Source organism: Pseudomonas sp. MS15a(2019) (genome assembly GCF_013277805.1).
Lineage (GTDB): Bacteria > Pseudomonadota > Gammaproteobacteria > Pseudomonadales > Pseudomonadaceae > Chryseomonas > Chryseomonas benzopyrenica.
Window position 1 is genome coordinate 57,903 of the sequence record NZ_VBTN01000006.1, and the last position, 12,174, is coordinate 70,076.

At 65.3% G+C, this 12,174-nt stretch carries 16 protein-coding genes; 6 read left to right on the top strand and 10 right to left on the bottom strand.

All coding sequences use genetic code 11. The features are described from left to right. Nucleotides 1-20: 20 nt before the first annotated feature. The 4 genes from ureG to FEZ61_RS10410 all read right to left on the bottom strand — a co-directional run bounded on the left by ureG (nt 21) and on the right by FEZ61_RS10410 (nt 2,605). Complete coding sequence (gene ureG / locus FEZ61_RS10395) at nt 21-635, bottom strand: urease accessory protein UreG (RefSeq protein ID WP_007162627.1); 615 nt, start codon at nt 633-635, stop codon at nt 21-23. An 11-nt stretch (nt 636-646) separates the two neighbouring features. Then, nucleotides 647-1,318 carry an urease accessory UreF family protein gene (locus tag FEZ61_RS10400; protein ID WP_064308139.1) on the bottom strand — a complete coding sequence of 224 codons (672 nt, stop codon included), beginning with the start codon at nt 1,316-1,318 and terminating at the stop codon, nt 647-649. Continuing rightward, complete coding sequence (gene ureE, locus FEZ61_RS10405; protein WP_017642991.1) at nt 1,315-1,815, bottom strand: urease accessory protein UreE; 501 nt, start codon at nt 1,813-1,815, stop codon at nt 1,315-1,317. The genes FEZ61_RS10400 and ureE overlap by 4 nt, the downstream gene beginning before the upstream one ends. A gap of 97 nt (nt 1,816-1,912) precedes the next feature. Further along, nucleotides 1,913-2,605 (bottom strand): TetR family transcriptional regulator, encoded by a 693-nt coding sequence (locus FEZ61_RS10410; protein WP_093257154.1) that lies wholly within the window; start codon nt 2,603-2,605, stop codon nt 1,913-1,915. Between the two features lie 116 nt (nt 2,606-2,721). Between FEZ61_RS10410 and pcaQ the strand changes: the two genes are divergently transcribed. The 3 genes from pcaQ (at nt 2,722) to pcaG (ending at nt 5,093) form a co-directional block, all read left to right on the top strand. Next, nucleotides 2,722-3,645, top strand: coding sequence for a pca operon transcription factor PcaQ (gene pcaQ, locus FEZ61_RS10415; RefSeq protein WP_173148566.1), 924 nt, complete (start codon nt 2,722-2,724; stop codon nt 3,643-3,645). 100 nt (nt 3,646-3,745) lie between these two features. Beyond that, nucleotides 3,746-4,471: a protocatechuate 3,4-dioxygenase subunit beta gene (pcaH, locus tag FEZ61_RS10420; RefSeq protein ID WP_007162622.1), complete on the top strand. Its 726-nt coding sequence runs from the start codon at nt 3,746-3,748 to the stop codon at nt 4,469-4,471. Nucleotides 4,472-4,481: 10 nt separating this feature from the next. Next, the gene (pcaG, locus tag FEZ61_RS10425; RefSeq protein WP_173148568.1) at nt 4,482-5,093 is read left to right on the top strand and encodes a protocatechuate 3,4-dioxygenase subunit alpha; all 612 of its coding nucleotides are present in this window, start codon (nt 4,482-4,484) and stop codon (nt 5,091-5,093) included. 59 nt (nt 5,094-5,152) lie between these two features. Here the strand turns inward: pcaG and coq7 are convergent, their stop codons facing one another. The 4 genes from coq7 to hemJ form a co-directional block, all read right to left on the bottom strand. After that, nucleotides 5,153-5,800 carry a 2-polyprenyl-3-methyl-6-methoxy-1,4-benzoquinone monooxygenase gene (gene coq7 / locus FEZ61_RS10430; RefSeq protein ID WP_173148570.1) on the bottom strand — a complete coding sequence of 216 codons (648 nt, stop codon included), beginning with the start codon at nt 5,798-5,800 and terminating at the stop codon, nt 5,153-5,155. A 40-nt stretch (nt 5,801-5,840) separates the two neighbouring features. Next, the gene (locus tag FEZ61_RS10435) at nt 5,841-6,182 is read right to left on the bottom strand and encodes a histidine triad nucleotide-binding protein (RefSeq protein WP_093257174.1); all 342 of its coding nucleotides are present in this window, start codon (nt 6,180-6,182) and stop codon (nt 5,841-5,843) included. 81 nt (nt 6,183-6,263) lie between these two features. Beyond that, nucleotides 6,264-7,052: an SDR family oxidoreductase gene (locus FEZ61_RS10440; RefSeq protein WP_017642984.1), complete on the bottom strand. Its 789-nt coding sequence runs from the start codon at nt 7,050-7,052 to the stop codon at nt 6,264-6,266. 48 nt (nt 7,053-7,100) lie between these two features. Then, on the bottom strand, nt 7,101-7,526 hold the full coding sequence (gene hemJ / locus FEZ61_RS10445; protein WP_064308143.1) for a protoporphyrinogen oxidase HemJ: 426 nt from the start codon (nt 7,524-7,526) through the stop codon (nt 7,101-7,103). Nucleotides 7,527-7,700: 174 nt separating this feature from the next. On the opposite strand from hemJ, the gene erpA reads away from it, so the two are divergent. Next, nucleotides 7,701-8,051: an iron-sulfur cluster insertion protein ErpA gene (erpA, locus tag FEZ61_RS10450; RefSeq protein WP_007162616.1), complete on the top strand. Its 351-nt coding sequence runs from the start codon at nt 7,701-7,703 to the stop codon at nt 8,049-8,051. Nucleotides 8,052-8,068: 17 nt separating this feature from the next. Here the strand turns inward: erpA and FEZ61_RS10455 are convergent, their stop codons facing one another. Beyond that, nucleotides 8,069-9,154 carry an anhydro-N-acetylmuramic acid kinase gene (locus tag FEZ61_RS10455; RefSeq protein ID WP_017642982.1) on the bottom strand — a complete coding sequence of 362 codons (1,086 nt, stop codon included), beginning with the start codon at nt 9,152-9,154 and terminating at the stop codon, nt 8,069-8,071. Nucleotide 9,155: 1 nt separating this feature from the next. After that, nucleotides 9,156-10,502 carry a peptidoglycan DD-metalloendopeptidase family protein gene (locus FEZ61_RS10460; protein WP_311136211.1) on the bottom strand — a complete coding sequence of 449 codons (1,347 nt, stop codon included), beginning with the start codon at nt 10,500-10,502 and terminating at the stop codon, nt 9,156-9,158. Here FEZ61_RS10460 and FEZ61_RS24390 point away from each other — a divergent pair. Together FEZ61_RS24390 and tyrS are read left to right on the top strand one after the other, a co-directional pair. Continuing rightward, entirely contained in the window at nt 10,398-10,616 is a 219-nt protein-coding gene (locus FEZ61_RS24390) for a hypothetical protein (protein WP_231357433.1), read from the top strand. The genes FEZ61_RS10460 and FEZ61_RS24390 overlap by 105 nt on opposite strands. A gap of 147 nt (nt 10,617-10,763) precedes the next feature. Then, a complete protein-coding gene (gene tyrS, locus FEZ61_RS10465; protein ID WP_064308146.1) occupies nt 10,764-11,963 on the top strand; it encodes a tyrosine--tRNA ligase in 1,200 nt (399 codons plus the stop codon). Nucleotides 11,964-12,174: the final 211 nt, after the last annotated feature.

The window sequence follows — 12,174 nt, forward strand, 5'->3', positions numbered from 1 at the left end:
TGGGGGGTGAAATCCTGGGTTCAGGCAGCGGTCAGCAGACCCTGCTTCTCGATGAAGGCGATGATCTCTTCCAGGCCCAGACCGGTCTTCTGGTTGCTGAAGACGAAGGGCTTGTCGCCACGCATCTTGCGGGTGTCGCGGTCCATCACCTCCAGGGAGGCGCCGACCTGCTCGGCCAGATCGATCTTGTTGATCACCAGCAGATCCGACTTGCAGATGCCAGGGCCGCCCTTGCGCGGCAGCTTGTCGCCGGCCGAGACGTCGATGACGTAGAGGGTCAGGTCGGACAGCTCGGGGCTGAAGGTGGCGGAGAGGTTGTCGCCCCCAGATTCCACCAGGATCAGGTCCAGACCGGGGAAGCGGCGATTGAGCTGGTCAACTGCCTCCAGATTGATGGAGGCGTCTTCGCGGATGGCGGTGTGCGGACAGCCGCCGGTCTCCACGCCGAGGATGCGTTCGGGCGCCAGGGCTTCGTTGCGCACCAGGAAATCGGCGTCCTCGCGGGTGTAGATGTCGTTGGTCACCACCGCCAGGTTATAGCGCTCGCGCAGGGCGCGGCAGAGGGCCAGGGTGAGGGCGGTCTTGCCGGAGCCGACCGGACCGCCGATACCGACGCGCAGGGGTTGGGTAGTCATCAGGGGATCTCCTAGGAACGGAACAGGCGGCTGTACTGCCGCTCGTGGGCCATGCTGCTGAGGGCCAGGCCGAAGGGGGCGCCGCCCCAGGTCGCTTCGGGCAGCTCGGCGGCCTGCTCGGCCGTGGCGGCCAGGGTCGGCAGCAGAAGGGAGGTGAGGCGCTGGGCGGCTTGCTGGCCCAGCGGCAGGGTTTTCATCAGTACCGCCAGCTGATTCTCCAGCCAGGTCCACAGCCAGGCGTCCAGGGCGGCCCGGGGGGCGATCGCCCAGGCCCGGGCGGCCAGCGCCCAACCCAGGGCGAAGGTCGGGGTCAGCTCGGCGAGCAGGCGGCGGCTGGCGTCATCCAGCTCCGGCAGACCGAGCAGCAGCTGCGCCAGGGAATAGCCGGTCTGGCGACTTTCCAGCTGGAATTCCGCGGTCTCGCGACTAGCGCGGTGACGCTCGGCCAGTTCGCCCAGGCGCATCCAGTCGCCGGCCGCCGCAGCTTCGCAGTGGGCCAGCAGCAGCGGCGCCTCGAAGCGCGCCAGATTGAGTTCGAGACTGTCACGCAGCCAGACCTCGGCCTCCGCCGCGCTGCGGATCAGGCCGCTGTCGATGGCCAGTTCCAGTCCCTGGGAATAGCTGTAGCCGCCAATGGGCAACTGGGGACTGGCCAGGCGCAGCAGCGCGAACGGCGCATTCACGTGCGCACGCCGAAGTGGTGCAGCTTGGGCGCGTAGTTGAAGCCTTCCTCGCCATGGTGCGAGTGATGGTGGCCGCCACCGTAGGCGCCATGCTCGGGCTGGAAGCCGGCTTCGATCTCGCTGACCTGGGCGCCGAGCTGCTCCAGCATGGCCTTGAGCACATAGTCGTCCAGCAGCCGCAGCCAGCCATCACCGATCTGCAGGGCGACGTGGCGATTGCCCAGGTGGTAGGCGGCGCGGGTCAGCTCGAAGGCACTGGCGCAGGTCACGTGCAGCAGTTTTTCCGGCCGGGCTACGACCCGCACGATGCGGCCGTCGCGGGCTTCGAGGCAGTCGCCATCGGCCAGCGGCGGTTGCCCGCGTTCGAGAAACAGGCCGATGTCTTCGCCGGCACTGGTGGTGGCTCTGAGGCGACTCTTGCTGCGGGCGTCGTAGGTGAGGTGGAGTTCGGCGTCCCAGGTATCCCGGGGCGCGCAGCGGCGTTGGACGACCAGCATGGCAGGACTCTTGGCAGTTTTGCCCAGCTCTACAGCAAGGGGCCTGCCAAGGCGCGCAAGTCGCCTGGTTATGGGGCGCCGGAAGTTGACCTGGCGTTCAGGTTGCTCTTATTTGGTGCGCCATTGCGTCGGCCAGCAAGGCAACGCCCTCTTTTGGGGCGTTGATGCGTTCGCCGCGTCGCCAGTGCTTGCTGCCGATCAGGATCAGCTTGAGCTGCTGCACCATCTTCGCCGCCGGCCACAGCGGCGGCGGTGTGGTCAGCGGCGGCGGATCGATCAACTCCGGCAGGGTGGCGAACACCGTCTTCACCACCAGGTCGGCCAGGACATCGATCTGCGACGGACTCAGGTGGGGCAGCCGACCCAGGGCGAGCAGGTCCCGGGCCAGGTCCTGGGTGATGCGCTGGCGCAACTCGGCGATGGCCTGGCGCACGGCCTGGGAGCCGCCGTATTGCTCGCGGGCGAGAAAGAGGAACTGATCGCGGTTGTCGCCCACGGCGCCGAGAAAGATCTCCACCGAGGCCTCGATCATGCCGCGCTGCTGCAATTCGTGATGACGCACCTGGCGCAGGGCGTCGCGAAAGGTATCGCCCACCTCGGCCACCAGGGCCAGGCCGAAGGTTTCCATGTCGCTGAAGTGGCGATAGAAGCCCGCCGGGACGATGCCGGCCTGGCGACTCACCTCGCGCAGGCTGAGACTGCCGAAGCCGCGGCCGCTGTTCATCAGCAGGCGCGCCGATTCCAGCAGCGCCTGGCGCGTTTGCAGCTTCTGCTGGGCACGGATCGACATGGAGAGATTCCGGAAGAGAAGGCGGCACTGTAGCAAAGGATGCCCCTGCTGACTCCAAGGGTTTTCCACGACCGCCGGGTGGTAGTCTCTGGCCCGAGCCTTGCCTTGAGAGCGTCATGAATCTCGACAACCGCATCAAATTCCGGCATCTGCTGTGTTTCCTGGAGATCGCCCAGCAGCGCAGCTTTGCCAAGGCCGCCGATGCCATCGCCGTGTCCCAGCCGGCCATTTCCAAGACCATCCGCGAACTCGAGGAGATTCTCGAGGTGCGCCTGTTCGAGCGCGGCAAGGGCGAGGTGACCCTGACCGAAGCAGGCCTGCTGTTCCTGCGCCATGCCGGTCCCTGCGTCCAGGCCCTGCGCGAGGGAATGCAACTGGTGCGCGGCGGCGAGGCCGGCGGCTTGGTGCGGGTCGGAGTGCTGTCGACGGTGGAAAGCCAGGTGCTGCCCGAGGTCCTGGCGCGGCTGCACGAGCGGCACCGGCAATTGATCGTCAACGTCGCCACCGGCCCCAGTGCCTATCTGCTGGGCCAGCTGCGTGTCGGCGATCTGGATCTGGTGGTCGGGCGCATGACCGACAGCCCCGACATCCACGGCCTCGACTTCGAGCACCTCTATACCGAGGCCTTGACCCTGGTGGTCCGACCGGGGCATTCGCTGAGTCAGGCCCTGCCGGCGGACCTGGCGACCCTGGCGCGCTATCCCCTGGTGCTGCCCTTGCCCGGTACCACCATCCGCCGCCACGCCGAGAGTCTCTTCGTCCAGTGCGGCATCCCGCTCAGCCCCCAGCGCCTGGAAACCCTGTCGCCGACCCTCAGCCGCCAGTATGTCCGTCAGAGCGAGGCCCTGTGGATCGCTCCGCGGGATGCGGTACGCCGCGACCTGGCCAGCGGCGAGCTGGTCGAGGTGGAGCTTGGCGTCCGCGAAGCCGGCGGCTCGGTTGGTATCTGCCGTAATGGCAGTGTGGCCCTGTCGCTGGCCACCCAGAGATTCTGCGACGTCTTGCGCGAGGTGGCCGGCGAGTTGACCCTTAACCATTAGGTTATGGGTCAGGGCGCAGCTTTCAATTCAGCCAGGTGGCGACCTGGGCCACACTGGGATCAGCCAGTCCTTGGCCCCGATCCTTCCGTGGAGCATTCCAATGCATAACAAGCCCCACGACGTTCGCTACGTCGCCCGTGATCGCACCTGGCATCCCCAGGCCTATACGCCCGCCTACAAATCCTCGATTCCCCGCTCACCGCGCCAGGCGCTGGTCAGTCTGCAGCACCAGACCGCGTCCGAGCGCAGCGGCCCGGACTTCTCGCGGCTGCCCCTGGGGCCCCACGACAACGATCTGCTGCTCAACTTCGGCACCGGTCAGTTGCCCCAGGGCGAACGCATCATCCTGTTCGGCACCCTGCGTGACCAGTTCGGCAAGCCGGTGCCCAATTCCCTGGTGGAGATCTGGCAGGCCAACGCCGGCGGCCGCTACCGGCACAAGAACGACGTCTACCTGGCGCCGCTCGATCCCAACTTCGGTGGCGTCGGCCGCACCCGTACCGACAGCCAGGGCAACTATGTCTTCCGCACCGTCCGCCCGGGTCCCTATCCCTGGCGCAACGGGAGCAACGACTGGCGTCCGGCGCACATCCACGTCTCGGTCATGGGCCCGGCCATCGCCACCCGGCTGATCACCCAGCTCTATTTCGAGGGCGATCCGCTGATCCCGCTGTGCCCCATCGTCAAGTCCATCGCCGATCCCGATGCCGTGCAGACCCTCATCGCCCGCCTGGACATGAGCATGGCCAATCCCATGGACTGCCTGGCCTATCGCTTCGACATCGTCACCCGCGGCGCGCGGCAGACGTTCTTCGAACACCACTGAGGACGCCGACATGATCCCCAACCGCCACGACCTGCTGCCGGAAACGCCCTCCCAGACCGCCGGCCCCTACGTGCACATCGGCCTGGCCCTGGCCGCCGCCGGCAACCCCACCCGCGAGGTCGAAATCTGGAACCAGCTGGCCAAGCCCGGCGCCCCGGGCGAGCACATCCTGCTCACCGGCCAGGTGTTCGACGGCAATGGCAACCTGGTGCGCGACTCCTTCCTGGAGTTCTGGCAGGCCGATCACCAGGGTCAGTACGATCCGATCTACGACGTGGAGAAGGCCTTCAACGGCTTCGGCCGCACCGCCACCACCTTCGATGCCGGTGACTGGACGCTGCACACCATCAAGCCCGGCCAGGTCGCCGACCAGCGTGGCCAGACCATGGCGCCGCACATCAACGTCACCCTGTTCGCCCGCGGCATCAACATCCACCTGCAGACGCGCCTCTACTTCGACGACGAAGCCGAGGCCAATGCCCGCTGCCCGGTCTACAACCTGCCGGAACCGGAGCGCCGACCGACTCTGCTGGCGCGCCGTTGCGAGATCGATGGCCGCTTGGCCTATCGCTTCGACATCCACCTGCAGGGTCCGCAGGAAACCGTCTTCTTCGATATGTAGCGTGCAGACAGCAAAAAGCCCTGCCAAGGCAGGGCTTTTTCATGGGCGCGATCCGCAGGTCAGATGCGGTAGGTGGTCTTGGTCATCACCTTGGACACCAGACTCATGCCGTATTTGACCGGTGTGGGAAAGCGCCAGCCACCAGCCGCCAGGGCGTGCTCGGCGTGCTGCTCTTCATCGATGCGCATCTGTTCCAGCACCGCGCGGGACTTGGCGTCGGCCGCCGGCAGCTTGTCCAGGTGCTCGTCCAGATGGCGGCAGACCTGATCCTCGGTGGCGGCGACGAAGCCCAGGCTCAGGCGATCGCTGATCAGCCCGGCACCGGCGCCGATCCCGAAGGACAGGCCATAGAACAGCGGATTGAGCAGGCTGGGACGCTCACCCAGGGCGCGGATGCGCTGCTCGCACCAGGCCAGGTGGTCGATCTCCTCGTCCGCCGCGCGCTCCATCTCTTCCCGGACTTCTGGCAACTTGGCGGTCAGCGCCTGGCCCTGGTACAGGGCCTGGGCGCAGACCTCGCCGGTGTGGTTGATGCGCATGAGACCGGCCGCATGACGCCGCTCCTCGTCGCTCAGCTCGGCATCCTTGAGCGGAATGGCCGGCGAGCTGCGGGTGGGAGCGCCACTGAAGGGCGTCAGGGTACGCAAGGCGGTATCCGCCTGGATCAGCAGTCGATCGAGGGGGGAGTAGAGGCGCTTGGATCTCAAGGTGATCTCCTTGGCGGGCGAAGGGAGGACAGAATGTGGCTCAGCCCGGAGGCCAGGTCATCTGCCGCTTGCCCAGCACATGCATATGGATGTGATAGACCGTCTGACCACCCAAGGCGTTGCAATTCATCGCCACGCGGAAGCCTTCCTCGCAGCCCTGCTCCTGCGCCAGGCGCTGGGCGGTGAAGAGGATATGGCCGGCGAGCTGCTTGTCGTCGGCCTCGCTGAGGTCGTGCAGGGTCGCGATGTGCTTCTTGGGGATGACCAGAAAGTGCACGGGCGCTTGCGGGGCGATGTCATGGAAGGCCATGACCAGATCGTCCTCGTAGAGCACCTTGGCCGGAATGTCTCCGGCGACGATCTTGCAGAACAGACAATCCACGTCGATCTCCTCCTGGCTGAATAGCGTCCAAGTGTACCAGCGGCTGTGCCCTGGGGTCAGGTGCCGCCGGCGGGATCACCCTTACGCGGGTTGAAAGAGTTTGCCGATCCGCACCGCGGCCGCACGCACCAGGGCGCGGGGCAAGAGGCGCGGCAACAGGCTGCCCAGGCGATTGCGCCAGCCCGGCACAATCACCGCCTGGCGCCGCTCCAGTCCACGCACCGCGGCCAGGGCCACCTCCTCGGCGGACATCAGCAGCTTGCCCTGCTCCATGCGCCCGGTGTGCAGCCCGGCATTCTTGAAGAAGGCGGTACGGGTCGGCCCAGGGCAGAGCACCGACACCGACACCCCGCGCTTCTTGAGTTCTTCGCGCAGGCCCTCGGAAAAGTGCAGGACATAGGCCTTGGTCGCCGCATAGCTGCTCATGTAGGGAATCGGCTGGAAAGCCGCGGTCGAGGCGACGTTGAGGATCTGGCCGCCGCCCTGGATCGCCATGTGCTGGCCCAGGGCATGGCACAGCCGGGTGAGCGCCAGGATGTTCAGCTCCAGCTGCTCCTGCACCCGCGGCCAGTCGGCGGCGAGAAAGTCACCGCCGCTGCCGATCCCGGCGCAGTTGACCAGCAGGCCGATGGCTCTCTCGCTCTGCTCCAGTTCGTGCAGCAGACCGGTCAGGTGCAGCGGCTCCGCCAGGTCGCAGACCCGGTACAGCACTTCCACGTCGAAGCGCTGGGCCAGTTCGGCGGCGATGCTCTCCAGCTTGTCCTTGCGCCGCGCCAGCAGGATCAGCGGCTGGCCCCGCCGCGCCAGGGCCTCGGCCAGGGCCAGACCGATCCCGCACGAGGCACCGGTTACCAGGGCATAACGCTGCATACTGCTTTCTCCAGGAAAACGCCGGTCGCCGGCGGATTCGCCATGGACCTAGTAGGGTTTGACCACCACCAGGATGACGATGGCGATGAGCACCAGTACCGGCACCTCGTTGAACCAGCGATAGAACACATGGCTGCGCTTGTTCTCGCCGCGCTCGAAACGCTTGCGCATGGCGCCGCAGACATGGTGATAACCGATCAGCACCACCACCAGCGCCAGCTTGGTGTGCATCCAGCCCTGGGTCATCCAGCTCGGATTGATCAGCAGCAGGCCGATGCCGAACACCAGCGTGAGGATCATCGCCGGCAGCATGATGCCGCGGTACAGCTTGCGCTCCATCAGGCAGAAGCGCTCGTGGCTTACAGTGTCGCTGCTCTGGGCGTGATAGACGAACAGGCGCGGTAGATAGAACAGGCCGGCGAACCAGCAGACCAGGGCAATCAGGTGGAAGGCTTTCAACCAAAGATAGAGCATCGGGGCGTTCTCCTTATCAGGCGGCGCGATATTAGAGTGGCGCCGGCGGCAAGTCATTCACTCCAGTCATCTCGGCCAGCCTCCCGTGGTCGCCCAATAGTTGACCCTTTTGCTCGGGCAAGAGGATAATTTCCTGACTGAATTGTGTTCGGCGCAAGCCGGGAGACTACGGCAATGACCATTGAAACCTTCACCCCGACCCCCCTGCAGTTCACCCTGGGCGCGGCCAGCAAGGTGAAGAACCTGATCGAGGAAGAGGGCAATCCCCGCCTGAAGCTGCGCGTCTTCGTCACCGGTGGCGGCTGCTCGGGCTTCCAGTACGGCTTCACCTTCGATGAAGATTCCGCCGACGACGACACCGTCATCGAGCGCGATGGCGTGCACCTGGTGGTGGATCCCATGAGCTTCCAGTACCTGGCCGGCGCCGAGGTGGACTACCAGGAGGGCCTGGAAGGCTCGCGCTTCGTCATCAAGAACCCCAATGCCGCCACCACCTGTGGCTGCGGTCAGTCCTTCTCCATCTGACCTGAGCCGCGCCCGGCCTAGTGTGGGTAGAGTGCACCCAGGACCCGGAGCCCGCTGGCTCCGGTGACCTCGGGGCAATTGCCAGGTAGCCGTTCGCAGAAGCGCTGGGCCAGCCAGGCAAAGGCCATGGCTTCCAGCCAGTCTGGCGAGACGTCATAGGCCGCAGTGCTCTGCACCCTGGCTGGCGCCAGTTGCCGCGCCAGACGCGCCATCAGATCCTGATTGTGCGCCCCGCCGCCACAGACCAGCACCTCGTCCACTGCCTGGGCGGCCAGGATGCTGTCGGCTATGCTGCGGGCGCTCAGCTCGGCCAAGGTGGCCTGGACATCCGCCGGATCCAGCGCCTCATGCTCGGCGAGCTGTCCCTGTAGCCAGGGCAGATTGAAGTGCTCGCGCCCGGTGCTCTTTGGTCCGCTCTTCATGAAGAAGGGATCGCTCAGCAGCCGTTGCAGCAGCGCCGGCACGACCTGTCCCTGCGCCGCCCAGGCGCCATCAGCATCGAAGAGCTGCCCCTGGCTATGGTGGATCCAGGCATCCAGCAGCACGTTGCCCGGTCCGCAATCGAAGCCCCGTACCGGCAGCCCCGGCGCCAGCAGGGTCACGTTGCTGAAGCCACCGATGTTGAGCACCGCGCGTGGGCGATCCAGGCCGAAGAGATCTGCATGAAAGGCCGGGACCAGCGGCGCGCCTTGACCACCGGCGGCCAGGTCGCGGCGGCGGAAGTCGGCGACCACATCGATACCGCTCAACTCGGCCAGCAGGGCGGCATCGCCGATCTGCAGGGTGTAGCCCTGTGCCGGCAGATGGCGGATGGTCTGGCCGTGGCTGCCCACGGCGCGGATATCCGCGGAGGTCAGTCCCTGCTGGGCCAGCAGCTCGGCGATACCCTGGGCGGCCAGCCTGACCCAGGCCTGTTCGGCCCGGGCGATGCGCTCGATCTCGTTGTCGCCGGGCGCACAGAGCGCCAGCAGCTCGCGGCGTAGCGTGTCCGGCATGGGCATGCCTACGGCGGCGACGAAACGGGTCCGCTCGTCCTGTTCGATCAGGGCAATATCCAGTCCATCCAGACTGGTGCCGGACATCACCCCCAGGTAGCGCTCCATCTCAGCGCTTGTTCATCGCGAGCAGAGAGGCGCGCTCCTGGTCCATGCGGGCCATGAGCGGCTGGCTCTGGGCCAGGAAGCGCGAGATCTCGTTCTTGGCGATGGGATCGGCCATGGGCAGCTTCACCCCGAGCGGATCAACGTGGTTGCCGTTGATGCGGAATTCATAGTGCAGATGCGGGCCGGTCGCCAGCCCCGTCATGCCCACGTAGCCGATCACCTGGCCCTGCTTGACCGAGGCGCCGGCCTGCATGCCCTTGGCGATCCGGCTCATGTGCCCATAGACCGTGGTGTAGGTCTTGCCGTGCTGGATCATCACCACGTTGCCGTAGCCATTCTCGCGACCGGCCTTGGCGATCTTGCCATCGCCGGTGGCATGAATCGGCGTGCCCGTGGGCGCGGCATAGTCGACGCCCTTGTGCGCGCGCATCTTGTTCAGCACCGGGTGGAAGCGGCCCATGGTGAAGCGCGAGCTGATCCGCGAGAACTCCACCGGGGTACGGATGAAGGCCTTGCGCATGCTGCCGCCTTCCGCCGTGTAGTAATTAGTGGTGCCGTTCTTGGCGGTGTAGCGCACGGCCGTATAGGCCTTGCCCTTGTTGACGAAGCGCGCGGCCAGGATGTTGCCGTAGCCGACGTGCTTGCCGTTGACCACCTTGTCCTCGTACACCACCTCGAATTCGTCGCCTTCCTGGATGTCCAGCGCGAAGTCGATGTCGTAGCCGAAGATGGTTGCCAGCGCCATGGTCATGTCGTGGGACAGCCCGGCCTTCTGCGCCGAAGCGAACAACGAGCTGCTGATCCGGCCCTGGGCATAGGCCCGGCGGATGTCCGGGGTGACGGTCTTGTGCTCGACCTCGTAGCCCTGGTCGGACTTGACCAGCGACAGGGTCTGCAGCGCGGTGAGCTTGGTGCGTACCGCCAGCAGGTCGCCGGCGTGATCACGCTGGAATTCGATCTTCTGACCCACCCGCAGGCGGGTCAGCTTCTTGGCTTCCTTGCTGCTGGCCAGTACCTCGTGCACCACGGCGGCGGCCAGGCCGGCCCGCTCGAACAGCGTCGAAAGGGTATCGCCCTTGCGCACGGTTTCGGTCTTCCACTGCGGCTCGACGCTTTCGGTGGCGGCGACCTCTTCTTCTTCGGCAGGGGCTTCCTCGGCAGTCTGCGCCTCCGCCTGATCCGCAGAGACCTGGGCGAAGGGGGAGGTGGTCTGGGTGTCCGCGACCTGAGTATCTGCGAGCACTTGCTCCTTCAGGTCATCCTGACCCTGCACGACGCGCTGGGCGTCCTGTTCAACATCCAAGCTGATGGAAGTACGTTTCGCCTCGACCTGCTGAGAGGGAAACACGAGCAAGGCCAGACTCAAGAGCGCGGCCACCCCGCTGGCGGCCACGAGGTGGCTTTTGGGGTAGAACGGGCTTTTGGTAATTGGCTTCGTCATTTAGCTAAAGTGATGATCTGACGTTAAAAGAAGTGAATAACTGCCTAAAATATAATCAAAAGCTGGCTGTCACAACCCTTTGGGGTGGTCGATCCGACGTGTTGGCTGGCGGCTGCTAGGGGCATCTTGATAAGGTTCACGCTTTCGAAATTCAGAGGCGAAGCCCCCATGAAAACGGTCCAGGAGCAGCTGGCGGTCATCAAGCGTGGAGCAGATGAGCTGCTCGTCGAGTCAGAGCTTGTAACAAAACTGGAGCGCGGCACCCCGTTGCGCATCAAGGCAGGCTTCGATCCGACCGCTCCGGATCTGCACCTTGGCCACACCGTGCTGATCAACAAGCTGCGCCAGTTCCAGGAGTTGGGCCATCAGGTTATCTTCCTGATCGGCGACTTCACCGGCATGATCGGCGATCCCAGTGGCAAGAGCGCCACCCGCCCGCCGCTGACCCGGGAACAGGTGCTGGAGAATGCCGAGACCTACAAGGCCCAGGTATTCAAGATCCTCGACCCGGCGCGTACCGAAGTGGCCTTCAACGCCACCTGGATGGATCAGCTGTCGCCGGCCGACTTCATTCGCCTCTCTTCCCAGTACACCGTGGCGCGCATGCTCGAGCGCGACGACTTCAGCAAGCGTTACGCCGGCAATCAGCCCATCGCCATCCACGAGTTCCTCTATCCCCTGGTCCAGGGCTATGACTCCGTCGCCCTGCGCGCCGATGTCGAGCTGGGCGGTACCGACCAGAAGTTCAACCTGCTCATGGGGCGCGAACTGCAGCGCGCCTACGGCCAGGAAGCCCAGTGCATCCTGACCATGCCGCTGCTCGAAGGCCTGGATGGCGTCAAGAAGATGTCCAAGTCCCTGGGCAACTATGTAGGTATCCAGGAAGCGCCGGGGGTCATGTACAACAAGCTGGTGTCCATTCCCGACACCCTCATGTGGCGCTACTTCGAACTGCTCAGCTTCCGCAGCCTGGAGGAAATCGCCCAGTTCCGCAGCGATGTGGAGCAGGGCGCCAATCCCCGCGACATCAAGATCAAGCTGGCCGAAGAGATCGTGGCCCGCTTCCATGGGGAAGAAGCCGCCCAGACGGCCCATCGCTCCGCAGGCAACCGCATGAAGGATGGCGAGCTGCCGGAAGACCTGCCGGACGTCGAGCTGGAAACCGATGCCGCCTTGCCGGTCGCGGCCGTCCTCAACAAGGCCGGGCTGGTGAAGAACGCTGCGGCAGCCCGCGACCTGCTGGCCGCAGGTAGCGTCAAGGTGGATGGCGAGGTGGTCGATCGCGGCTTCCTGTTCGAGATCGGCCGTACCTATATATGTCAGGCCGGCAAGAAGGCTTTTGCCCGCATCAGCGTCCGTCAGCAATAAAATCGAAATAACCTGTTGACGCCCTCCAGAAGTCGCCTATAATGCGCCCCACTTCCGGCGCAGACGCTGAAGCGGCTTGAAAATCAAGCACTTAGGTCTGAGTCGGGCGAGGGGTCCACGGATTCTTCGCCATTTGGCTCTCACCTCCGGGTGATGACGAAATGAAGCGGAGGGGTTGACAGCGTCTTGGGATGCTGTAGGATTCGCCTCC

Excerpts from the sequence above, each read along its gene's own strand:
- ureG (WP_007162627.1), bottom strand. The coding sequence starts at position 635 with ATGACTACCCAACCCCTGCGCGTCGGTATCGGCGGTCCGGTCGGCTCC.
- ureE (WP_017642991.1), bottom strand. The coding sequence starts at position 1,815 with ATGCTGGTCGTCCAACGCCGCTGCGCGCCCCGGGATACCTGGGACGCC.
- FEZ61_RS10410 (WP_093257154.1), bottom strand. The coding sequence starts at position 2,605 with ATGTCGATCCGTGCCCAGCAGAAGCTGCAAACGCGCCAGGCGCTGCTG.
- pcaQ (WP_173148566.1), top strand. The coding sequence starts at position 2,722 with ATGAATCTCGACAACCGCATCAAATTCCGGCATCTGCTGTGTTTCCTG.
- pcaH (WP_007162622.1), top strand. The coding sequence starts at position 3,746 with ATGCATAACAAGCCCCACGACGTTCGCTACGTCGCCCGTGATCGCACC.
- pcaG (WP_173148568.1), top strand. The coding sequence starts at position 4,482 with ATGATCCCCAACCGCCACGACCTGCTGCCGGAAACGCCCTCCCAGACC.
- FEZ61_RS10440 (WP_017642984.1), bottom strand. The coding sequence starts at position 7,052 with ATGCAGCGTTATGCCCTGGTAACCGGTGCCTCGTGCGGGATCGGTCTG.
- hemJ (WP_064308143.1), bottom strand. The coding sequence starts at position 7,526 with ATGCTCTATCTTTGGTTGAAAGCCTTCCACCTGATTGCCCTGGTCTGC.
- erpA (WP_007162616.1), top strand. The coding sequence starts at position 7,701 with ATGACCATTGAAACCTTCACCCCGACCCCCCTGCAGTTCACCCTGGGC.
- FEZ61_RS10455 (WP_017642982.1), bottom strand. The coding sequence starts at position 9,154 with ATGGAGCGCTACCTGGGGGTGATGTCCGGCACCAGTCTGGATGGACTG.
- tyrS (WP_064308146.1), top strand. The coding sequence starts at position 10,764 with ATGAAAACGGTCCAGGAGCAGCTGGCGGTCATCAAGCGTGGAGCAGAT.